We start from the raw sequence: 22,467 nt of genomic DNA on the forward strand, positions 1-22,467 counted from the left end.
GAGAAGGAGAAACGCTATGGAGAAAAAATTTACGACGGAAAATTTCGGCACAGAGGTTCTGGCATCCGATAAAGTGGTTCTGGTGGACTTCTATGCAGACTGGTGCGGACCGTGCCGGATGGTTGCCCCGGTTGTGGCACAGATCGCTGAGGAGTATGCAGACCGCGCGGTTGTAGGAAAGCTCAATGTGGATGAGAATGAGGAGATCGCAGTTCGCTACGGTGTGATGTCGATTCCGACGCTGATCGCATTTAAGAATGGTGAGGTTGCCGGAAAGCTCGTCGGCGTACAGCCAAAAGAAGTGATCGAGCGCCTGATTCAGGAAGCATAGCTTTGCATGGATGCGCAGTGATTTTGATAGGAAGATGTCAGCAGAGCTGACCAAAATCACGCGCCAAGTCGACGCAAGCATCGACTTGAAAAAATTTCAAAAAAACTGTTGACATTTGTCGGAAGTTGCGGTATTATAATGTTCGTGCTGTTGAGGTAAACACTTCATCAGTACGAACAGAATAAGGAATGCGCCTTTAGCTCAGTTGGTAGAGCAGTAGACTCTTAATCTATTTGTCCAGGGTTCGAGTCCCTGAAGGCGCACGCGAGAGCACTGGTTTTGCAGACAGAGAGCTGTGGGGTTGGTGCTTTTTATTTTGCAAAATTCACTCAAAATTGGGTTTAAAATAAAAAATTAAAAAAATCAAAAAAACTGTTGACAAAAGTGAAAAACTGCGATAGAATAACACTCGTGCTTGTGAGACAGCACAATAACAGAAAACAGAATATGCGCCTTTAGCTCAGTTGGTAGAGCAGTAGACTCTTAATCTATTTGTCCAGGGTTCGAGTCCCTGAAGGCGCACTAGAAGAAAAGGTTCGAGCATTTTCGGTAGAGAAGGTGTTCGGATTTTTTTTGTTTCATAGAAAGTTGCGCCCCAGTATGCTCAGAAATCCAAATGGAGGATTTTCCGGGAATCTTAATAAACATTAAGGGGAAACTGAACAGTTTGTAAGGCGAAGATGGTACTCCTGTAAGAATTGTATCGTAGAATAAACATTGTTAATTTATTAATGATGTAGCGATGTTCAAAGGAGGAGTATCATGAGTGAGCAGATGCTTGCCCTGCTGGGGTTTGCAACCATCATTGCGATCATTGTGCTGTTATTAAGAAATGTGACCGTTCCGGCGATTGCATTTATCGGGGTATCCACAGTGACGGCGCTGATTCTGGTTCTTACAGGAACGTATTCAGTCAGCGAGATGGGAGATTTTGTTTCTGCCGGAGTAAAAGGTGTTCATTCTACCGCAGCACTTTTTATCTTTTCGGTATTGTTTTTTGGAATTATGTCCGACGCGGGAATGTTCGATGTCATCATCGGCGCCCTGTTAAAGAGAGTAGGCAATAATGTAGTGGGTGTCGCTATGATGACCTGCATTATCGCAATGATCGCTCATCTTGACGGAAGCGGCGCAGCAACCTTCCTGATTACGATCCCGGCAATGTTGCCGGTTTATAAGAAACTGAAAATGCGTCCGACGACCCTGCTTCTGATCTGTGTCACCGCAATGGGTGTTATGAACCTGATGCCGTGGGGCGGTCCGACGATGCGTGCAGCATCTGTTCTGAGCATGGACTCCAACCTGCTTTGGATGCACATTCTGCCGATGCAGGCTGTCGGAATGGTGATTGCCCTGCTGACTGCATTCTTCTGGGGTACAGTTGAGAAGAAGCGCGGTGCAGGCGAGAACAGCACACTTGAGGTTGAGTACGGTGATATGGAAGAGGCAGGAAGCGGTGCGAGCAAGACCGATCTTGCAAGACCGAAGCTGTTTGCAGTGAACCTGATCTGGACGCTTCTGATTATTGTAGCTCTGATCCTGTTAAAGGTTCCGGCTTACTACATCTTCATGGTCGGCTGTGTGGTTGCCCTTCTTGTAAACTACCCGGGCGCAAAGTTGCAGGGTAAGATCATCAAGTCCCATGCCGGTCCGGCTCTGACGATGGCTTCCACGATTCTGGCAGCAGGTGTTTTCCTCGGTGTCATGGAGGAGAGCGAGATCATGAACCACATGGCAACGATTCTGGCAGCATTCATTCCGCAGTCTATGGGACGCTTCCTGCCGTTGTTTGTAGGTGTTCTGTCCGTTCCGCTGACGCTGATGTTCTGTACGGATTCCTACTTCTACGGACTGCTTCCGGTACTCATCGGAGTGGGAAACCAGTTCGGCGTAGATCCGATTCATACAGCAATCACGATGGTTGTGTGCAGAAACTGTGCAACCTTCATCAGCCCGGTTGTACCGGCTACCTTCCTCGGTGTCGGCCTTGCCGGAGTTGAGATCAAGGATCACATCAAGACGAGCTTCTTCTGGATCTGGGGCGTGAGTCTGGTCTGCATGGTGGCAGGTCTGATCCTCGGAGTCTTGACGATTTAAGCAATCAGTTTTACCTTTTCCCCACACAATCCGGACTTCTCCCCAAGAATCCGGATTGGAAAAACAAACATTTTCGACAGAGACAGTTATTTATATTTTTTTCAAGTCGACGCAAACATCGACTTGGCGCGTGATTTTGGTCAGTTTTGCTGACATCTTACCATCAAAAACACTGCGCATCCATAAAGATCATAAGCGCTTTACGAGACATCCTTCTGACCGTTTCTCCACCGCACGGGAAATTGGTCAGGGGGATGTTTTTTTACCTCCTATTTAATTTTTTTATAAGAATTTCGTACATTGAAAGCAAAATCGGAATGTGATAAAATAGATGAGATTTCTTGCACTCGTTTGAGAAGATCGCCAGAATGAGCAACAGGGCGAGGGCGTAAACATGCGGACAGACGAAAGATAAATAGACGGGTGCGTGCAGGTTACAGGAAGAAACGGTTGCGGTACATGGATAGAAATTTTTTTGAATTGTAACGAGAAACCGTTGAGAAAAGGAAGCGAGGGACTGTTTATATTTATGACAGGAAAATACAAGCGATACAAACGATGGATGAGTGGAGCATGCCGGTTTGGAGCCGTATTTCTGACCGGAGCCTTACTGGCAGGATGTCAGGCAAATGGAAAATCTGCCGATGCGTCCGCTGAGACGGAGCTGGTTCTGACGGACGAGACCCTGCCTCAGACGGCAGCGGATGAGACTGTGATGGCACTTTCTCCGGATGGACCGCTTCTGCCGTCAGTGGCGGGAGTAGATGCCGAGTACACGGATCCGATTCCGGATTATCTGCGCATCGGAGAACAGCATCCGATTGTGGAAAAATTACAGCAGAGATTGATGGATTTAGGATTCATGGACAACGATGAGCCGACCGATTATTACGGCGAGGTGACACAGAGCGCGATCAAGATCTATCAGCGTCAGAATCATCTGGCACAGGATGGCATCGTCGGACCGGATACGCTGGCGGCTGTGTTCTCTCCGGATGCAAAATATTACGCTGCTCAGCCGGGAGATGTCGGTGACGATATCAGCCGGATTCAAAGCCGTCTCTATGAGCTCGGCTATCTGGCTCAGGCAGAGCAGGTTTCGGGAAACTTTGATGAGAGCACCGAGAATGCGGTAAAGAAGATGCAGAGTGTCAATGGTCTGGATCAGGATGGTAAAGTCGGACGAAAGACGATGAACCTTCTGTACAGCGATGAGGTGAAGCCGAATATGCTTTCCTACGGCGAGCAGAGTGAGGTGGTTCTCGCAGCACAGAAGAGACTGAAGGAGCTCGGCTATCTGACGACCGATCCGGATGGTACTTACGGATATGACACGACGGTTGCTGTCAAGCAGTTCCAGTCGAGAAACGATCAGATCGTGGATGGTTATCTTGGACCGTCGACGAGAATCGCTCTGAACAGTTCGACTGCCGTTCCGAATGCACTCAGCATCGGAGACAGCGGTGACAATATCTCGAGAGTGCAGACACTTCTTAGCAAGCTGGGTTATCTGAATTCCGGAAACGTGACGGGATATTACGGAGAGATGACGGAGGATGCAGTCAAGCTCTTCCAGAATACGAATGGACTTAGCCCGGATGGTCAGGTCGGCATGCAGACGATGGCAAAGCTGACGTCGAGTGATGCGAGAAAGGCTCCGGCGAGAACTTCCGGAGGAAAGAAAAACTCTTCAAGCGGAAACAAGACTTCTGTCGCAAAGGGAAATTCTGGAAGCAAGGGAAGCAGTGGATCGGTCAACACCGGATCTGCAAGCGGAGGAGCAAGCGCTCTGATCTCAGTTGCAAGCTCGAAACTCGGAAGCCGTTACGTCTGGGGAGCAAAGGGACCGAACACATTTGACTGTTCCGGTTTCGTCTACTGGTGCTTAAATCAGGTCGGTGTGCGCCAGAGTTACATCACTTCCTCCGGTTGGAGAAGTGTCGGTCGTTACACGAGAATCAGCAGTTTCTCAAATCTGAGAGCCGGTGATATCGTCGTGGTAAGCGGTCATGTCGGAATCGTCGCAGGTGGCGGTACAGTAATCGATGCCTCCTCCGGTAACGGAAAGGTCGTTCACCGTTCTTTGAGTTCCTGGTGGGCAAAGAACTTCATCGTTGGATGGAGAATTTTCGGATAACATAAATCATCAGATAAATAAAAAATCGCTCAGACCATATGGCATATGTCTGAGCGATTTTTTTACAAAAAGTGATTGGCTCTTTCTTTCTTTTTCCTATTCGGATTTTTCTTTCTCTTTTTCCTTTTCCACGACAGGGAAACCGACACGGACTTTGAAGAGATCGCCGTCGATGATGATCTCAAACGTGCCTTTCTGGAGCTTTGTGAGGCTCTTTGCGATCGAGAGTCCGAGACCGCTTCCCTCGGTCGCACGCGAGACATCCCCGCGCACAAAACGCTCGGTCAGCTCATCCGCCTGAAAGTTCAGCGGATTTTCGGACACATTCTTGATCGTGAAGTAAACCATATTGTCGACTTTGGCGATGTCGGTGTATACACGGCTGTGCTCCATCGCATATTTAAACGTGTTGTTGTAGAGGTTCTCGAGAACTCTCCACAGTCTGCGCCCGTCGGCACGGATCAGAATCGATTCATCCGGCAGGTTGGAGACGAGCTCTAGGTGGCGGGTCTCAAATTTTTCCTCAAATTCTCCGTTTGTCTGCCAGATCATCTCGACGAAATTGATCGTCGTCATATCCAGCTTGAGGTTGCCGGAGCTTGCCTTGGAGACCTCGACGAGATCCTCAGTCAGATTCTTTAAGCGCTGTGATTTCTGGTCCAGAATCTTTAAGTACTCCTGAACTTTCTCGCCCGGCAGATTTTCGCGCTTGAGCAGATCGACATAGCTGATGATCGAGGTCAGCGGAGTCTTGATGTCGTGGGAGACATTCGTGATCAGGTCGGTCTTCATTCGCTCGCTCTTGAGCTGTTCTTTGAGTGCCTGCTCAAGACCGGTTCCGATGCTGTTGATCATTTTTCCGAGACCGAGCTCCTTGCCCGAGAGTCCGTCAAGATCCATCTGGTATCCGGTGTCCCCGCTTGCAATCATCGAGATCGCGTCGGCAATCCGATCTTCCTGTGTTGACGAGAGGTAGAGCCGGTGGAACGCGAGATAATCAACCGTGATCAGCCCTGCAGTCAGAAGAATCGCTCCTGCCTTGGCGATCGGGTAGTTCCAGAAGCGAAGACAAACGCCGATCAGTCCGAGACCGACAACCTGAACAGAGATAAATCCACCGTAGAGGCAGGCGAGACGCTTGGAAAATGTTCCGTTTGCAAAATAAGTCTGAATATTCTGCGTGACATGATGGACGACGCTGTTTTCCCAGAGCTGTCGGCTCTTGTAACGGCGCAGAAGGCTGAAGGCGCCGGTCATGCAGCAACCGTAGACAATCAGTGCCCGCACGATCCTTTCTGCATAATCCCACTCTGATTCGATGACGAGCAGGTGAATCAACCGGTAAATGATTTTCTCCCCGAGGAACAGGGCAAACATTGTGCTGAGTGCCGTCATCGCGATACAGCTCTCTGTCGTGATCATGTCAAAGCCGTGAAGATACGGATTGATGCGCTCCTCTGTCTTGTAGCCGGAGACGAGAATCAGGTAGTAGAGTGTCACGATGCAACCGAGAATTCCGATCAGCAGGGCAGCAAGTCCCTCCAGGAAGTGACTGCGAAGCAACTGGTAGTCGTTTGCCTGATCGGCGTAGACATCCTCGGCAGAGTAGGTCGTGTCGACTCCCGCAATAATGTAATAGCTGTCTGCGTCATAGAAATTGTTGTCTTCCATTGAGACCGTGATATTCTGCGGGATCTCGCTCAAGTTCGTTTCAATAAAAATTGAATCGCTTGTCAGATAGCAGTAGCGTCCGAGTTCCTTCATCTCATCGATCGTCATGTTGCCGGTATTGGAGAAAATCGCGTCCGGCTCTGTCTGATCCTCATCCTGGTAGACGATCTTAAAGTAGAAATTCGACGGGTTCACGAGCATCCGGTAGTGAACCGTGTAGTACTCGCTCAGACAGTTTAAAACCTCCCGGCACAGATCAAGGAGCGAGGTGTAGGCATCGCCCGGTTCCTTGAGAATTGCGTTCGGGTCGTAGGCTCTCCAGTTGACATATTGATCGCGAGCGGTCGAGGCATTGTCGTAGATGAAGGTATCATTGACGACCTCAAACTGTTCATTCAGGTAGAACCCCTGACTCTTTGCGTATCGAAGAACCTCCTCAAGTGTGTAGATAACCTCCGGAGAGTCTCCGCGCGAGACGGAAAACATTTGCTTCGACAGATCGAGACTTCCGTCAGACTCAAAGACATCGCGGTAGGCGGAGTATTTTAAAATGTGATCAATGTCGCTCTGAAATTGTTTTTGAAAGGCTTCTGAGTCCTCATAATGGTTGTCCGAGATCCATCCAATGCCTGCGCCAATCTGAGAGTGCAGGTACATGATGCTGATACCTGCGACTACGGTCAGCAGAAAGATAATGTGAAGGACAACGGCAAAATTCTTTTTGATTCTCATAGAACAATTCTTCCATATCATCCGATTTTCAACACCGTCCCGTCCTTACTGTTTCTCAACCTTGTAGCCGACGCCCCACACGACTTTTAAGTAACGCGGTTCGCGCGGGTTGATCTCGATTTTCTCACGGATGTGGCGGATATGTACGGCGACGGTGTTGTCTGCGCCGATTGCCTCCTCATTCCAGATCTGCTCATAGATCTCGTCGATCGAGAATACCTTTCCGGCATTCTTGACGAGGAGCAGAAGGATATTGTATTCAATCGGAGTCAGCTTGATCGGTTCCTCGTCGACCCAGACTTCCTTTGTGTCATCGTTGATCACAAGACCACCACACTTGTAAACCTGGTCGCTCGTCTGCTGAGCGAGGTTGCCAAGCTGAGTGTAACGGCGAAGCTGGGACTTGACGCGGGCGACAAGCTCAAGCGGGTTGAACGGTTTTGAGAGATAGTCATCTGCTCCGATATTCAGTCCGAGAATCTTGTCGGTGTCCTCGGATTTTGCGGAGAGGATGATGATCGGGATACTGCTCGTCTCGCGCACCTTGCGCGTTGTGCGGATTCCATCAAGCCCCGGCATCATCACATCGATGATCATCAGATCAATGTGCTGTTTGTCGAGGATCTCGAGGGCTTCATAGCCGTCATAGGCTTTGACGACCTCAAAGCCCTCCCCGCTCAAATAAATATCTATCGCATCGACGATCTGTTTATCGTCATCACATACTAGAATTCTCTGCATAAAAGTTCCTCCAATCTGCAATCCCTTTTGTGGGATTCACAACCCTCCTTTTAGGGGGATTCACGAATCAGTATAACGCAAATTAAATTTTGTCGCAATCACGATTCACAAAAAAGAATATGCTTGGGTACATTCCCTTAACCATAAAATACATTGGGGCAGGAAAAGAAAAAGGACGGGGGAAATCCCCCGCCCTTCGGTGAGAAAGTCTGCCAGGATTAGATCCCAGCGTGAGCTTTCCAAAGTTTCGGATCGGACATCAGGCAGAGAACCTGCCCTTTGCGTCCCCGAATGTGGCTTTATGAATAATCGCAGACGTTCAGCCAACGGTGAAGCAGTTCGGATTCCTCCGGACGTTTCTTGGTAAGCTGTGCAGCTGCTACCAGAGGTAACCACTGCTGTACATACCGGCGGTCCGTGCCTGTCTTTTCGCAGAACAGGTCCATGTACTTGTCAGCAATGCCCTGATCCTTCAGGCAGAACAGCAGGTAAGTTCTTGCTACATCGGCACTTGCGTTACCCTGGGTTGCATGAACCCAGTCGAGCACATACATCGTGCCGTCCTCTTTTACGAGGATGTTGTTTGGCTGGAAATCACCGTGGCACAGCTTGGTGTGCTTCGGCATGCTGTCCAGCCGGGTAAGAAGATCATAGCGGTTGACTGCGTTCAGTTCATCCATCTCAGAAATCTGCCGTGTCATCTTGTCTTTCAACTTGTTCAGCAGAGGGCAGGTCTTGGAATGAATCAAGAGCTGTAAGTCAACCATCTGATTCAGGTATTCGTCCATCTTGTCCGGGTTCTCTTCCATCAACTGCTGAAGGGTCTTGCCCTCAACAAAATCTCTTGTGATGGACCAGCAACCGTTCTCGTCAACGGATACCGCCAGAGTAGCAGGAAGATTGATTCCCCCGATTTCCTCAACTCTGGCACTGATCAAAGCTTCGTTCAGAACTTCTGCTTTCGGGAATCCCTTACAGAATTCCTTAATCGCCTTGTCGCCATCGCGGTAAACACGTTTGGTTGCGTTACTGGATACTAATTCTTTTGCCATACGAAACTCTCCTTTCTCCACTCATGCACCTTGGTCCTTCTCACGCTTTTGCTTCTGAGGATAACACTCCCCTCTCAGGAGCGGGCAGAGAGAGATTCCAAGCGTACACGTTACCGTCTTGGTAATTATTCAATCAGCCGATATCATTTTACTACAAACCGTTCAGAATGTCATCTACTTTTTGATAATTTTTTAACGAAATTTCAAACCTGAAAAACGTTACCCGTCAGGTAATGTCAGAAAATATCCGCTTTTGTTTAGGTGAAACGTAAAATAGCGGTTCCGTATGCCGGAAGCGGAAGGGCTACGGAGTATGGCTGACCGTCGCATTCTTTTTTCTGTGCGCGCAGAACCGGCGGTTTCTGCGGAGATTTGTACATGCCATGCTCACTGTCAAGCAAAAGCGTGTAGTTGCCACGTTTCGGGACACCGACGCGGTAATCCGGGCGTGCGACAGGAGTGAAGTTGCAGACGAAGAGGAGACTCTTTTTGTGGTCACGGCTGTAACGCACGAAGCTGAAAATGCTCCGGTCGCCGTCGTTTGCATTGATCCACTGGAAGCCATCCCAGTCGTCATCTGCCTCGGAGAGAGACGGATATTTTTGATAAATATGTAACAAATCTTTGACGTAGTTCTGAAGATCCTTGTGGAGCGGATCTTCTGTCTCTTCCCAGTTTAAGCTGACTTTCTCATCCCACTCGTGGAGCTGACCGAAGTCCTGTCCCATGAACAGAAGTTTCTTGCCCGGGTGTCCGAGCATGAAGGTGTAACCGGCTTTGAGGTTTTTGAACTTATCCTCAAGAGATCCCGGCATCTTGTTGATCATCGAGCATTTCAGGTGGACAACCTCGTCGTGGGAGAGTACCAGAATGAAGTTCTCGCTGTTGAAGTAGGTCAGACCAAACGTCATCTTGTTGTGGTTGAATTTGCGGAAGTACGGATCGAGTTTCATGTACTCGAGGAAGTCGTGCATCCAGCCCATATTCCACTTGAAGGTGAAGCCGAGACCGCCGATCTTCGGATCGTGGGTCACGAGAGGCCAAGCGGTAGACTCCTCCGCGATCACCATTGCGCCGTGCTCTCTGCGGTCGATGATGCTGTTTAAGTGGCGGAAGAATTCGATCGCGTCGAGGTTCTGGTTGCCACCGTACTCGTTCGGAACCCACTGTCCGTCCTGACGACCGTAGTCGAGATAGAGCATTGAGGCAACGGCATCGACACGCAGACCGTCGACATGGTACTCGTGGAGCCAGTAGAGGGCGTTTGCGATCAGGAAGTTGGAAACCTCATGACAGCCGTAGTTGAAGACTTTTGTGCCCCAGTCAGGGTGTTCGCCCTTTCTCGGGTCTGCATATTCATACAGTGCCTGACCGTCGAAATCAGCGAGTCCGTGAGCGTCCTTCGGGAAATGAGCCGGAACCCAGTCGAGGATGACGCCGATGCCCTTCTTGTGCAGGTAGTTGACGAAATACATGAAGTCTTCCGGCTTGCCGTAGCGGGAGGTCGGAGCGTAGTAGCCGGTGACCTGATAGCCCCAGGAGCCGTCAAACGGGTGCTCGGCGATTCCCATCAGCTCGACATGAGTGTAGCCCATCTCGTGAACGTAGGCAGCAAGCTCCTCTGCCATCTCGCGGTAAGTGTAAAATCCATCTTTTTCCTCGCGGTCTTTGCGCTTCCAGGAACCGATATGTACCTCGTAGATGCTGATCGGCTGTTCGCGCGGATTGACTTCTTTTCTGTGCTCCATCCAGGTATCGTCATTCCACTTGAATGATGGATCTGCGGTGATCGAGGCAGTTCCCGGGCGATACTCCGCATACTGAGCAAACGGATCTGCCTTGAACAGGAGCTTGCCGGTATTTGTCGTGATCGTGAATTTATAGAGTTCGCCCGTGCCGAGTCCCGGGACGAAGGTCTCATAGATGCCGGAAGTCTCAAGCACTTCCATCGGGTTTGCATCCGGGTCCCAGTTGTTGAAGTCACCGACGACACTGACCTGAACGGCGTGAGGTGCCCAGACTGCAAAGTACATGCCTTTCTTTCCATTCACTGTGGCGGGATGAGCGCCCATCTTCTTATAAATTTCGTAGTGGGTGCCCTCGCCGAACAGATAGCGGTCTCCTTCTGTGATGATACCGATACCTGCCTGTTTTTTCTTATCTTTGACAGCTTTGCCAGCCATAGCCTATTCCTCCGTGATCTTCAGGACAACACCACTGTTGCCTGGTAATGTGAGATTGAGTCTTCCGTTCGTAATTGGAATGATGGTTCCATCCATCAGATTTTTCGCTTCGGACGCATGAATCGGGACCGGAACAGACAGATTCGCCGGGGCATCATCGCTGTTGCCGGCGGTGATCGCAATCGAATGATCTGCCTTGCGCGCGAACGCGTACTGGCGGTTTGTCAGAAGGAGTTCCTGATAAACGCCATTGTGAAATTCCGGTTCTTTGCCGTGGATTTCTCCGAGTTTTTCGATGTATTTTGTGAGTTCACACTCCATTTTGTCGCCTTCTGCCATCGAGATGCAGGGGCGGAGTTCGGTGTCGCTGTTTGAGGTTCGCATGCCCTCAACTCCCCACTCACCGCCGTAGTAGACAGACGGGATGCCCGGGAGCGTGTAGAGAAGCAGGTAGGCGAGCGGAAGATGCGCTTTCTTTTTCAGCTTGCTCGCAATCCGGTTCTCATCGTGGTTGTCCAAAAAGGTGTAGAGCTTTCTTCCGATTGCCTCAAGACGACGAACATTGTGGGCGATCTCAAAGAAATTGTGATCGTTGAGTCCGGAGTAAAGGCTCTTGTGAAGCTCGTAGTTTGTGACAGAATGAAGCATTCCATCGTTGACCCAGCGCGCGTAGTCGCCGTGGATGACTTCGCCCATCAGCCAGAAATCTTCCTTCATCGGGGTGGTCTGTTCGCGCATTTCGTGCATAAACTGGAAGTCCAGAACATTCGCACAGTCGAGACGGATGCCGTCGATGTCAAACGTGTCAATCCAGTAACGGATCACGTCAAAGAGATACTGTTTGACCTCCGGATTCTGGAGATTCAGGCACGGGAGCTCAAAATGACCCTGCCATGCGTCGTATCCGAATCCATCCCCATATGGAGAACTCCATCCGAAGTTCACATTTCGATACCAGCCACAGTATCGGGAGCCTTCACGGTTTTTCTGAATATCCTGGAAGGCAAAAAATTCTCTTCCGGTGTGGTTGAAGACACCGTCGACAACAACGCGGATACCGGCTTCGTGGCAGAGTTTCACGAAACGGATGAAATCGTCGTTGTCGCCGAGACGGCGGTCAACAAGGCGGAAGTCGCGGGTATCATACCCATGAGAAGAGGACTCAAAGAGCGGCCCTATGTAAAGAGCGGTGAATCCCAGCTTCTTCATGTGAGGAATCCAGAGTTCCAGTTCCTCGAAGCGGTGAGTCACGCCCTCCTCGTGGTTCTCACGAGGTGCGCCGGTCATTCCCAGCGGATACATGTGATAAAATACAGCTTTTTCATACCAAGTGCTCATACTTGCAAGTCCTCCTGATGTGGATCATATAGTCGAAGCTCCGAAATCCGCTTAAAATGCCTTTTGAGAAGTCTTTAAAAGTCCTTTTTAGGTATTAAAAAATCCAGATTTTCTGGAATTTTTGTGTTGATTTAGGATTCCTCAAGGAATTTGAAGCGACGGAGCAAAAACTGATAACGCAGTTGGGCTGCGTTCAGTTCATAAATATAACAGTCAATCAGTGACGGATCGGTTGCCTGCTCGAAATGGTTTCGCGCAGATTCCATAGAGGTCCGTGTCTGATCAATCTCTGCTTTCAGCCTCCGGCTTTCCAAGGAAAGCAGGTCACTCTGAAATTTTCTGAAAAAAGTTTTTGAACTCATGTTTTCATCTCCTTCGTTTGTTTTAGTATTTTCCGGAAATGGAAATTTATACAGGAGATGGAATAAAATCGTTACAGTTTGTGCAATACAGGAATGGAATACAGGGACTGTAACATAAAATCATCAGGTATTATTGGCGGTCGCGGAAGGTTTCCTCCACGAGATTGCCGAGTTGCATGAGTTTGCGGGTGCCGGCGATCAGCGAAAGCCGGTAAAAATTTGAGGTTCCGGAGCGCTTTACCTGTACAAGCCCGGAATCTTTCAGAATTTTCAGGTGGTGGGAGACTGCCGGACGAGAAAGGCTGGTCTGCCGTGTAATTTCGTTGACGTTGAGCCCTTCTGTCCGTCCGTTCTGATCTGCCCGGCTCAGCGTCTCGATAATCCCCAGACGCACTTCATCTCCAAGGGCGATGAAGAGGGGCATACAGCAGTGAAACTGAGATTCCAGCTCTTTGCCGTTTGTCATAAAATCCTCCTTTGGTTTAAAAAATTAAACTAAAACCATTCTATCACGATTTATAGGCAACGTCAACTAAAAAAAGGCACAGAAATCCGACTGCTTTGGTCAATACATACAAAAAACGGTCGAAAATTTGGAGGAAATGTCAATTTTGAAAAAGGGGATTGACAGTTTGGGGATCGGTGTGCCATAATGAGACAACAATCACCACCTGTTCCGGGTGGAAGATTTTCTATCTTTTGTTTCCGACATCCGCTGTCTATGGATGTGTCAGGAACATTCAGCCGAATCGGCAAAATTTCAGTATTTTAATTTTATTTTTAAATTTTTAAGATTTTTTGAGTTTTTAAATTTTTTTAATTATTTTATTTCTTTAAACTTTTTGTATTTTTGAGTTTTTGTGTTTTGGAAAATCAGGTGTTTAGAACGATTCTCATTTTTTTCTGGTGAGAGGAAAGGTCAATATCGGGAGAAAGGGGGATGTCTGTTGGAGTGGCGAACGGCGGTCAGTCTTTTGGTGATTGCAGTGGGAGCCGGATGGACAGACCTGCGAACGGGAAAGGTCAAGAATCAGTGGATTCTTCTCGGCGTGATTCTGGGAGTTGTGTTGAGGAGAGCGGAATTCTTTCCCGGAGCTGTGTTGTTTGGGGTGACGGGCTTTCTGCTGTTTCGTTTTCGGATGATGGGAGCAGGAGACGGAAAACTTTCGTCTCTGGTCGGCGGGTATCTTGGCATCTGGCAGGGGTGTTTGGCGATTGGACTTGGACTTTTGATTGCATGTCTTTGGTCAATCTGGAAGATCGCGAGGGCAGGACCGGTGAAAGCTGGCTTGGAAGAGCGTTTTCTTCGCTTGTTTCGATACGCTCAGACTGTGAGGCGGACGGGACAGATCGAACCCTATGTCCAATTTGAGCAGATGACGAAACAGGAGAAGATTCCTCTCGGGGCATGCCTGGCGATGGGAGTTTTTATCTATGAGACAGCTGTTTTTCTGGGTAGCCGGATGAATTGAATAAATGAAGTGCGGCGAGTAGAGTCTGAGCATGCAGAGTGGCATCGAATATGGGCATAGAGTTATGCCAGAGAAACTCGTGTGACAACGGGCAGGTGTGAAGATGGGCGAGTATGAAGTTGGGAAAGTGTGACAACAGAACAGATAAGTAAAAATGAGATAGGGAGGTGCGAATGAATAAGAGAATCATGGCGGTCTATGATGTGGACCCATTCTATGCGGAGAGATTTTCAGAGTTTATCAACCAGAAGGAATCGACTCCATTTATGGCGATTGCGTTTACAAGTCTGGCGCGCTTAAAAGCATTTGCGCAGAGACAGCAGATTGAGATCCTGCTTGCGGGAGATGAGGTCGCAGATCAGGAACTTGAGGATCTCGGCATTCATCAGATTGTGAGACTCTCGGAGGTCACGATGGTGAAGACGGGAACACCGGCAGTCTATAAGTATCAGGCATCGGACAGTATTTTGAGAGAGGTTATGGCATGTTATCAGACCGGAGATCGGGAAGAGCAAATGACAGCTATGGGGACGAGAAGCCGGGTGATCGGGGTGTATTCTCCGATTGGACGATGCGGAAAGACCGGATTTGCCGTCACACTCGGTCAGGTGCTTGCAAAAGACAGCAAGGTACTGTTTTTGAGTTTGGAAGAATTTTCTGGTTTTTCTCAGATGATGGGGACACAGTATTCTGGAAGTTTTTCGGATCTCGTCTATTACAGTCGCCAGGGAGAATTTGATCGAATGAGGCTTGGAAGTGTGATCTATGACTATGGGGGACTTGATTATGTACCGCCGGTTGCCTATGCGGAGGATCTCGCGCAGATGGAGGGCGCAGAGGTGGCCGGTCTGATTGAGAAGATCGCGAGAGAGTGCGGGTATGATGTATTGATTGTGGATGTCGGTCATTTTCTCAGAAATGTGGAGGCAGTTCTTGCAGTTAGTGATGTCGTGTATGCGCCGATCCGTAAAGATATTGTATCAGAGACAAAGATTCAGGATTGGAGGCAGTATCTCGAGGATTCAGGGCGAATGAATCTCTCGGAGAAGATTCGGATTTTGAGACTTCCGATGCCTGCGGACTGCATGTCTGCCGGAGAGTATTTTGAACAGTTGCTCTGGGGACCGGTCGGAGACTTTGTGAGGGAGATGACCGGAAGAGCGGAAAAAGGGATGAGAGATTGATCGAGAGAGGAAGGTGAGAAAAGGAGAATAGCGAAAATATTAGGAGTTGAAGATGCGCAAAGAGAATTCGGATGGTCAGAGTGAAACGGGGGGAAACAGTCAGAATCGAATGGAAAAAGAGACTCGGGATGAAAAGCGGGAACATTTAGAGCAGATCAAGGAGAAGATTCGGATCCAATTGAGGGATCGAAGTCAGGTGGAAGACGATGTTCTCTATGCGTGTATTGAGGAAGCTGTGGAGGAAGAGGCGAGAGCGCGCTATCTTCCACTGGCGGGAAGGCTCGAACTCAGAAATCGCCTTGTGAATGCATTTCGGAGGCTTGATATCTTGCAGGAACTTGTGGATAACCCGGAGATCACAGAGATCATGATCAATGGAAAGGATCAGATTTTCGTGGAACAGCATGGACGGATTTCGAGATGGGAGGAGGGATTTGACAGCAATCAACAGCTTGAGGATATGATTCAGCAGATTGTGAGCAGAATCAACCGCGCCGTCAATGTGGCAAATCCGATTGCAGATGCTAGACTTCCTGATGGCTCGCGTGTCCATATCGTGCTTCCACCGATTGCGCTAGATGGTCCTGTCGTGACGATCCGAAAATTCCCGGAACCAATCACGGTACAACGTTTACTGGAACTGGGATCTCTGAGCGAGGAAGCTGTCGAGTTTCTGAAAAAACTTGTGTGTGCGGGTTACAACATCTTTATCTGCGGGGGAACAGGATCGGGAAAAACTTCATTTCTCAATGCGATGTCTGCGTTTATCCCGGAGACGGATCGAATTGTGACGATCGAGGACTCGGCGGAGTTGCAGATCCGTCAAGTGCCGAATCTTGTGCGCCTTGAGACGAGAAATGCAAATGCGGAGGGAGAGGGAGCGATTGAGATCAGCGATCTGATTCGGGCATCACTCCGAATGCGTCCTGATCGAATTATCGTCGGAGAGGTCAGAGGAAAAGAGTGTCTCGACATGCTTCAGGCGCTCAATACCGGTCATGCGGGGAGTCTGTCGACCGGTCACGGGAACAGTCCGAAAGATATGCTCTCGCGACTTGAGACGATGACCTTGATGGCGGGAGAGCTTCCGCTGATGGCGGTGAGAAGCCAGATCGCTTCAGCACTTGACATCATGGTGCATCTCGGGAGACTTCGGGACAAGAGCAGGAAAGTTCTCGAGATTGTCGAGGTGGGGGACTTTGAGAACGGGGAGATTCAGTTGAATCCGCTGTTTCGGTTTGAGGAGGAATCGGATGAGGGGCAGAAGAAGAGGGATGGAGGACGGCGAAGAGAAAAAGTCAAAGGCAGTCTTGTCAAAGTCGGCAGTCTCCGCTCCGTCGAGAAACTCCGTCAGGCAGGTTATCCAGTATGAGCATTACCGGCTATCGATGACAGAGTGTCTGGTGGCACTTGCAAAAGGAATTGGAATGTGTGCGCTGATTGCATGGACGTTTTATCGGAGTTTCGTTGCATTTCTGATTCTTCTTCCGGCGGGGCTCTGTTATCCGTTTTATGAGAGCAGGCGTTTGAAAGAGAAGCGAATTTTGGCACTGGCTTCTCAGTTTAAGGAGAGCATGGTGATTCTCGCTTCTGCGCTGAGTGCCGGTTACTCGATCGAGAATGCGCTCAGGGTCAGTCAGGAGGAGCTTGTGACGCTCTACGGAGAGGAGGGGATGATCACGAGAGAGTTTTCGTGTATGAATGATCAGATCCGGATGAACCGTTCGGTGGAGCAGGTCTTAGAAGATTTTGCGCAGAGAAGTGGAATTGAGGATGTTCGGAATTTCTCGGAAGTGTTTTCTGTCGCCAAGCGAAGCGGAGGAGATTTGAGTGGAATCATGCGCCACACCGCAGAGATGATCCGGGACAAGATGCAGGTAAAGGAGGAGATTCAGACAATGACGGCATCGAGAAAATTTGAGCAGAAGATTATGAATCTGATCCCGTTCTTTATTGTGTTTTATGTGGATGGTGCATCGCCGGGATTTTTTAAACAGATGTATCAGACGATGATGGGAAGAGTGCTGATGAGTGGGTGTCTGATTATCTATCTGATTTCTGTGTGGATGGCGAGGCGAATTCTTGAGATTGAAGTTTGAGACTTAAATTTTCCGCCAGTCATGAACAAAGAGATGCTGAGAGTACATTATGTGGAAACGGGGGAGACGGATGAAGTTGAGTAAGGAGCAAAAACGTTTGCTTCTTCCGGGACTCTGTGTAGTCGGAAGCCTTCTGCTCTATATGGGTCTTACTTTTTTCTCGAAGGGAGAGAGTGAGATTGTCGGAAATCGTTTGGAGCGAGGCGGGTATGGGGATGGAAGCTCTGTCTATGAAGTTGAGGTTGATGGTCTTTTGGAAGAACCCGTTGATCTGACTGTGGAAGTCGGACCGCGAATTTACACGGAGAAGGAGGCGGAGCGGGTATTTGAGAAGATCATGGAGGGAATGGAGGAGAAGATTCGAGGAAAGAATCCTTCTCTGATGGAAGTTCGGGAAGATTTGAAACTGCCGTCCCGCTGGGAGGATTCCGGGGTTCGTCTTCTGTGGTATTCGGAAGATCCGGAGTGGATCAGCGCGACCGGGAAGATCGAAAAAACGGTGGAGGAACCGCAGAACGTCCAACTTCAGGTACATATGAGTGCCGGAAAATATCAGGCAGAATATCTGATATTTCTTCGCCTTATGCCGGTGATCCAGACGGATGAGGAAGCCCTTAAATCGGGATTGATTAAAGAAATTGCAAGTCGGGAAGAAAACGCTCAGAGTGAACCGTGGATGGAGCTTCCTGAAACCTATGAGGGGAGGAGATTGACTTATCGGAAGAAAGAAGAAAATCTGTATGCGGTGATTCCAATCCTTGGAGTTGTGATGGCAGTTCTGCTTTTTAGTCAGGAGAGCGCAGAACAGAAGAAAAAAGAGAAACTTCGGGAAAAAGAACTGCTGATGGATTATGCGGAACTGGTGTCAAAGTTGATGGTTTTGATCGGTGCCGGACTGACGGTGAGAAGTGCCTGGGAACGCATGGTCAGAGACTATGAGTCAGCTCTTGACGGAAGGCGGATCAAACGTCGGGTCGCCTACGAGGAGATGCGTCAGACTTCTTTTGAGATTGCAAATGGAATTTCAGAGTCTGTCGCATTTCGGGAATTTGGTCGCAGGTGCGGGGTACAACAGTATCTGAAACTCAGCAGTTTGCTGGAGCAGAATCGTCGCTCAGGCATGAAAAACTTGAGAGCAATTCTTACGGCAGAGATGGAGGATGCATTTGAGGCGCGCAAGAATCTGGCGAGGACAATGGGAGAGGAGGCGGGAACAAAACTGCTCGCACCACTGTTTATGATGCTTGGCATTGTGATGGTGATGATTATGGTGCCGGCAATGATGTCGATGGGATAGTAAACAGTAGGGAGCAAAATTTGGAGTGGACTTTCTTTAAGGTAATTATTGCAAAGTATTTGCGAAGTGTTTGAAAAGTATCAGGAAATAAAAGTATCAGGAAACGTTGCGAAGCATGAAAAAGCATGAGGCTTGGAATGTGATTTGCAAAAATCAGATTGCTGTACATGCGTAAATTTCCTGAACGGTAATGAAACGAGAAAGGAGAAAGAGATGAGAAACGAGTTTGTTGAATTTATGCGTCAGGAAGACGGTGTTGGTGTGATCGAGGTGGTTTTGATTCTGGTGGTGCTGATTGGACTTGTGATCATCTTCAAGGAGCAGATCACAAAACTGTTAAACAATATTTTCAAGGAGATTGAGAAACAGTCGAAGGAAGTATACTGATGCAAAAACAAAAAGATGTGGGTGCTCAGGTCACAGTATTTCTCAGTCTGGTGATGATGTGTCTGTTTGCTTTCTTCTGTGTTCTTTTGGAATCCGCGCGGACTGCAGGAGCGAGATGGTATCTGAGGACAGTTGTTTCCTCTGCTATGGATTCGGTTTTTGCGCAATATCACAGGGAAGTTTGGGATTCCTATCGTCTTTTCTTTGCAGAGTATGATGCGCCGGAGAAGATGGAGGCAGATTTTGCCTCCTATCTTCAACCGTATCTCGAGGCGAAAAACTGGTATCCGATGGAGTTGGCATCTGTGACAGCGGAGAATCAGCTTTTTTCGGTGGACGATGATGCGGTCTATTTTGAAAAAGAGATTCTGGATTACATGAAATTTGGCTTCTGGAGAAGTGAATTTCAGGCAGAAGAGGCGAAAGACATCATCGAGAGAGGAAAGGATGCGGTGGCAGTTAAAGATACTGCCACCCTTTACCGGAAACATGCGAAGCAGGCACTCAAACTGGAAAAAGTACTTGAAGAGATCAGCGAGAATCTCAACCGTCAGGGAGAGTGGAAAAGAGAAGGACTTTCCTGTCTGCAAGATTATGATGGTTCGGGATTTCGAGAGCAGGCAAGGTCTTTGATCAAGGAGCTTGAGAAAATGCCGGATCTTGTGGAGAAATATCGAAAGCAGGCGGACAAGCTCGCGGAGGATCTTGCAGAGACTCGAAAAAAAGTCGAAGCAAAATCCGATGAGATGAGTGCAGAGAGCATGGAATTGATGATGGAGGAAATCCGAGAATATGAGGATTATGTCTCGGAAGACGGAGTTCGTCGGAGGGAGATCGAGGCACTCGAGGAAAAGTCGAGAGAGCAGATCGCATTTGTGGAAGAAGTCATCGAAGAATCGTTGGAGGTTGAGCAGGAGATTGATGACTGGGAGAGCGACGATGAGGACGATGACGGACCAGATCTTGAGGAATTATGGAGTCCGGTGGAACGCCATTTTCGGAGACTTGAAATTCCGAGACTTTCTTTTTCCTATGGCGTAAAAGATAAAGAAAAGGAGAATCTGCTTGAGAAAGTTGAGGAGCTTTTTCAGGATGGAGTGCTCACTCTGTTGATTCCGGGTGATCGAGAGTTGTCTGGAAAAACGGTAGACCTGAGTGAGGTACCATCCGCAGAGCATGGGGAGAGCAAGCGAAAAGTCGGAATTGCGTCGCATTTTATAGTCAACCAATATGATGGCATATTCTTTAAAAATTTCTGTACCGGTCAGAAGAAAGATCAGGGAGATTCAGGATCAGGAAAGAAAGAGACAGAGAAAAAAGGAGTTGAAGACGATCTCTTTGAGAATCAGTCAGATGATGAAAACAGGGCGGTTCAGGCATTTCAGATTCAGCAGGTTCAGGCATCCGGAATAGAGGGTGTAGAAGTAAAATCAGGGAGGAAGGTTTCTTTAGATAAGGATTCGCAGGGAGATTCTAAAGACGATTCTAAGGACAGTGCGGAAGACAAAGATCCTAATGGGGATACCGATTCAGAGGAGACGATGGGAAATGTAAATGCTCACCCGACTGCTCTGGATTACGAAGTTGAATATCTGATTGCCGGAAAAGATTCTGATAAAGCAAACCTGATGGGAGCGTTAGAACGTCTTCTTGCGGTGCGAGAGGGACTGAATTTGATTCATATTCTCTCGGATTCTCAGAAACGTTCAGAAGCGAGAAAGCTGGCGATGGAGATCACCGGACTGGCGAGTGCTTCCCCGCTGATTTTAGTGACGACGTTTCTTGTCATGTCTGTCTGGGCACTCGGAGAATCCCTGATGGATATTCGAGGACTTCTTGCGGGAAAAAAGACTCCGATCTGGAAGAAAAAAGAAGACTGGAAATTGGAGCTTTCCGCTCTGCTTTCAATTGGAGAAAACAGAAAAGTTGAGGAGGGCGGTGGAAAGCGGGGACTTTCCTACCTGTCATGGCTGAAAATCCTGTTACTTCTCGGAAATGGCGTAACACAGGAATATCGAATGATGGATTTGATAGAAAAGAATATTCAGCTGGGTCAGAGGGAATTTCATATGAGAGATTGTCTCTATCAGAGTGAGATTTGGACGACGGTGGAAGCTAAGAGAGTATTCTTTTCACTCGGATTTGTAGAGCGTCAGACCGGAGGGGGAGATCCGGTCTATCAGATGGAACTTTTGACAGAGCGAGCATATTAAGCCGATGCTTACAAAGACTAAAGAAATGGTTAGATGGTTGATAAAGATGAATGGAGGCGGAGTGGCATGCCTTTTTCCATGGCAGTTTTTTCTTATATCAAAAAAATAAAAATCGTGACTCTCCAAGTACGAATCCTGATTATGAAAAAAAGATTGTGTTTGTATTTAAAGTGTTGTGAGAAAAAGGTATGCCGGTCCGTCTCCGCTTCGATGACGCTTGAGGCATCTCTGGCGTTAAGTCTCTTTGTCTTTGCATCTGTAAGTTTGATTCTGCCAATGAAGATTATGACAACTCAGAGACGGATTCAGGCAGGGTTGGAATCAGCGTGTGAGGATCTCAGCAAATATGGTTATCTGGCAGATGCAATTTTTAAAGAAATGGCAGATCTTATTCCGGGCGCAGACGAGTCGGATTTGGAATTTGGAAAGAAAATTTTAGAGACAACGGCAGTGATTGCGTATGGAAAGACAGTTGCAATGTCAAAAGTGGATACGGATCAGATCCGGTCCGTGTCGATGATTCATTCTTCTGTCACAGAAAATGGGGAGATTGTAGATCTTGTGATGGACTACGAGATTCGGATGCCATTTCCGGTTCTGGGATTAAAAAGCATTTCGACGACTGCGAGAAGCAGACGGCGCATGTGGACGGGAAAGAGCGGACTTTCCTCCTCGAGTGGAGGTGAGGAGGGCAAGGAGGAAGATCCGATTGTATATGTCGGAAAGGCGAGCACGCGTTATCACTTAAGCCGGGAGTGCCACTACCTTTCAAGTAAACTGACGGCTGTCCCATTTGAGGTGATTGGAGAAAAGCGAAACACGAATGGAGGAAAATATTACCCGTGTGCAGTTTGTGGATCAGGGGCATCCACAGGAAGCAGTGTCTATATTGCGTCGAGCGGGAGCAGTTACCACACGACAAGGGGATGTCGATCGCTGATTGCATATGTGAGAGCCGTGCATTTGTCGGAGGTGAAGCATCTGGGGGCGTGTTCTTACTGTGGAAACAGGTAGTGGAGAAAGGGAGAGGATATGCAGGATAACGGAGATTGAGAGACAAAAGATTGAGCAGGCGAAGGATAAGATTCAAGTCGACGCTCGCGGAGACTTGGCGCGTGATTTTGGTCAGCTCTGCTGACATCTTCTTATCAAAATCACTGCGCATCCACGC

At 48.5% G+C, this 22,467-nt stretch carries 18 protein-coding genes and 2 tRNA genes; 13 read left to right on the plus strand and 7 right to left on the minus strand.

Translation table 11 applies throughout. The annotated features are described in order from the left end of the window. Window positions 1-16: 16 nt before the first annotated feature. The 5 genes from trxA (at window position 17) to ACR0QT_RS07760 (ending at window position 4,565) form a co-directional block, all read left to right on the plus strand. Entirely contained in the window at window positions 17-331 is a 315-nt protein-coding gene (gene trxA, locus ACR0QT_RS07740) for a thioredoxin (protein ID WP_432630251.1), read from the plus strand. A gap of 190 nt (window positions 332-521) precedes the next feature. Next, window positions 522-594, plus strand: a tRNA-Lys gene (locus ACR0QT_RS07745). A 186-nt stretch (window positions 595-780) separates the two neighbouring features. Then, window positions 781-853, plus strand: a tRNA-Lys gene (locus ACR0QT_RS07750). 240 nt (window positions 854-1,093) lie between these two features. Beyond that, window positions 1,094-2,428 (plus strand): CitMHS family transporter, encoded by a 1,335-nt coding sequence (locus tag ACR0QT_RS07755; protein ID WP_432630252.1) that lies wholly within the window; start codon window positions 1,094-1,096, stop codon window positions 2,426-2,428. A gap of 529 nt (window positions 2,429-2,957) precedes the next feature. After that, complete coding sequence (locus ACR0QT_RS07760; RefSeq protein ID WP_432630253.1) at window positions 2,958-4,565, plus strand: peptidoglycan-binding protein; 1,608 nt, start codon at window positions 2,958-2,960, stop codon at window positions 4,563-4,565. Between the two features lie 96 nt (window positions 4,566-4,661). On the opposite strand, the gene ACR0QT_RS07765 is transcribed toward ACR0QT_RS07760, so the two are convergent. The 7 genes from ACR0QT_RS07765 to ACR0QT_RS07795 all read right to left on the minus strand — a co-directional run bounded on the left by ACR0QT_RS07765 (window position 4,662) and on the right by ACR0QT_RS07795 (window position 13,110). After that, on the minus strand, window positions 4,662-6,968 hold the full coding sequence (locus ACR0QT_RS07765; protein ID WP_432630254.1) for a sensor histidine kinase: 2,307 nt from the start codon (window positions 6,966-6,968) through the stop codon (window positions 4,662-4,664). A 45-nt stretch (window positions 6,969-7,013) separates the two neighbouring features. Beyond that, window positions 7,014-7,709, minus strand: a complete 696-nt coding sequence (locus ACR0QT_RS07770; protein WP_308450251.1) for a response regulator transcription factor — start codon at window positions 7,707-7,709, stop codon at window positions 7,014-7,016. 299 nt (window positions 7,710-8,008) lie between these two features. Then, entirely contained in the window at window positions 8,009-8,761 is a 753-nt protein-coding gene (locus tag ACR0QT_RS07775) for a phosphotransferase family protein (RefSeq protein ID WP_432630255.1), read from the minus strand. Between the two features lie 257 nt (window positions 8,762-9,018). Next, window positions 9,019-10,944: a 1,4-alpha-glucan branching protein GlgB gene (glgB, locus tag ACR0QT_RS07780; protein ID WP_432630256.1), complete on the minus strand. Its 1,926-nt coding sequence runs from the start codon at window positions 10,942-10,944 to the stop codon at window positions 9,019-9,021. A 3-nt stretch (window positions 10,945-10,947) separates the two neighbouring features. Beyond that, window positions 10,948-12,282 carry an alpha-amylase family glycosyl hydrolase gene (locus tag ACR0QT_RS07785; protein WP_432630257.1) on the minus strand — a complete coding sequence of 445 codons (1,335 nt, stop codon included), beginning with the start codon at window positions 12,280-12,282 and terminating at the stop codon, window positions 10,948-10,950. A gap of 131 nt (window positions 12,283-12,413) precedes the next feature. Then, a complete protein-coding gene (locus ACR0QT_RS07790; protein ID WP_432630258.1) occupies window positions 12,414-12,644 on the minus strand; it encodes a YaaL family protein in 231 nt (76 codons plus the stop codon). Between the two features lie 130 nt (window positions 12,645-12,774). Continuing rightward, a complete protein-coding gene (locus ACR0QT_RS07795) occupies window positions 12,775-13,110 on the minus strand; it encodes an ArsR/SmtB family transcription factor (protein WP_308450255.1) in 336 nt (111 codons plus the stop codon). 481 nt (window positions 13,111-13,591) lie between these two features. Here ACR0QT_RS07795 and ACR0QT_RS07800 point away from each other — a divergent pair, with 481 nt between their 5' ends. The 8 genes from ACR0QT_RS07800 to ACR0QT_RS07835 all read left to right on the plus strand — a co-directional run bounded on the left by ACR0QT_RS07800 (window position 13,592) and on the right by ACR0QT_RS07835 (window position 22,310). After that, window positions 13,592-14,116: a prepilin peptidase gene (locus ACR0QT_RS07800; protein ID WP_432630259.1), complete on the plus strand. Its 525-nt coding sequence runs from the start codon at window positions 13,592-13,594 to the stop codon at window positions 14,114-14,116. 173 nt (window positions 14,117-14,289) lie between these two features. Beyond that, entirely contained in the window at window positions 14,290-15,300 is a 1,011-nt protein-coding gene (locus ACR0QT_RS07805) for a hypothetical protein (protein WP_432630260.1), read from the plus strand. A 109-nt stretch (window positions 15,301-15,409) separates the two neighbouring features. Then, window positions 15,410-16,672 carry a CpaF family protein gene (locus ACR0QT_RS07810; protein WP_432630279.1) on the plus strand — a complete coding sequence of 421 codons (1,263 nt, stop codon included), beginning with the start codon at window positions 15,410-15,412 and terminating at the stop codon, window positions 16,670-16,672. After that, window positions 16,554-17,399, plus strand: a complete 846-nt coding sequence (locus tag ACR0QT_RS07815) for a type II secretion system F family protein (protein WP_432630261.1) — start codon at window positions 16,554-16,556, stop codon at window positions 17,397-17,399. The genes ACR0QT_RS07810 and ACR0QT_RS07815 overlap by 119 nt, the downstream gene beginning before the upstream one ends. Before the next feature lie 70 nt (window positions 17,400-17,469). Beyond that, entirely contained in the window at window positions 17,470-18,696 is a 1,227-nt protein-coding gene (locus ACR0QT_RS07820) for a hypothetical protein (RefSeq protein WP_432630262.1), read from the plus strand. 213 nt (window positions 18,697-18,909) lie between these two features. Beyond that, window positions 18,910-19,083, plus strand: a complete 174-nt coding sequence (locus ACR0QT_RS07825) for a Flp1 family type IVb pilin (protein WP_177978374.1) — start codon at window positions 18,910-18,912, stop codon at window positions 19,081-19,083. Next, complete coding sequence (locus ACR0QT_RS07830) at window positions 19,083-21,296, plus strand: DUF5702 domain-containing protein (RefSeq protein WP_432630263.1); 2,214 nt, start codon at window positions 19,083-19,085, stop codon at window positions 21,294-21,296. Before ACR0QT_RS07825 ends, ACR0QT_RS07830 begins: the two co-directional genes overlap by 1 nt. Before the next feature lie 141 nt (window positions 21,297-21,437). Continuing rightward, window positions 21,438-22,310, plus strand: coding sequence for a hypothetical protein (locus ACR0QT_RS07835; protein ID WP_432630264.1), 873 nt, complete (start codon window positions 21,438-21,440; stop codon window positions 22,308-22,310). Window positions 22,311-22,467: the final 157 nt, after the last annotated feature.

The sequence above is a fragment of the Brotaphodocola sp. genome (assembly GCF_050873365.1).
GTDB lineage: Bacteria > Bacillota > Clostridia > Lachnospirales > Lachnospiraceae > Brotaphodocola.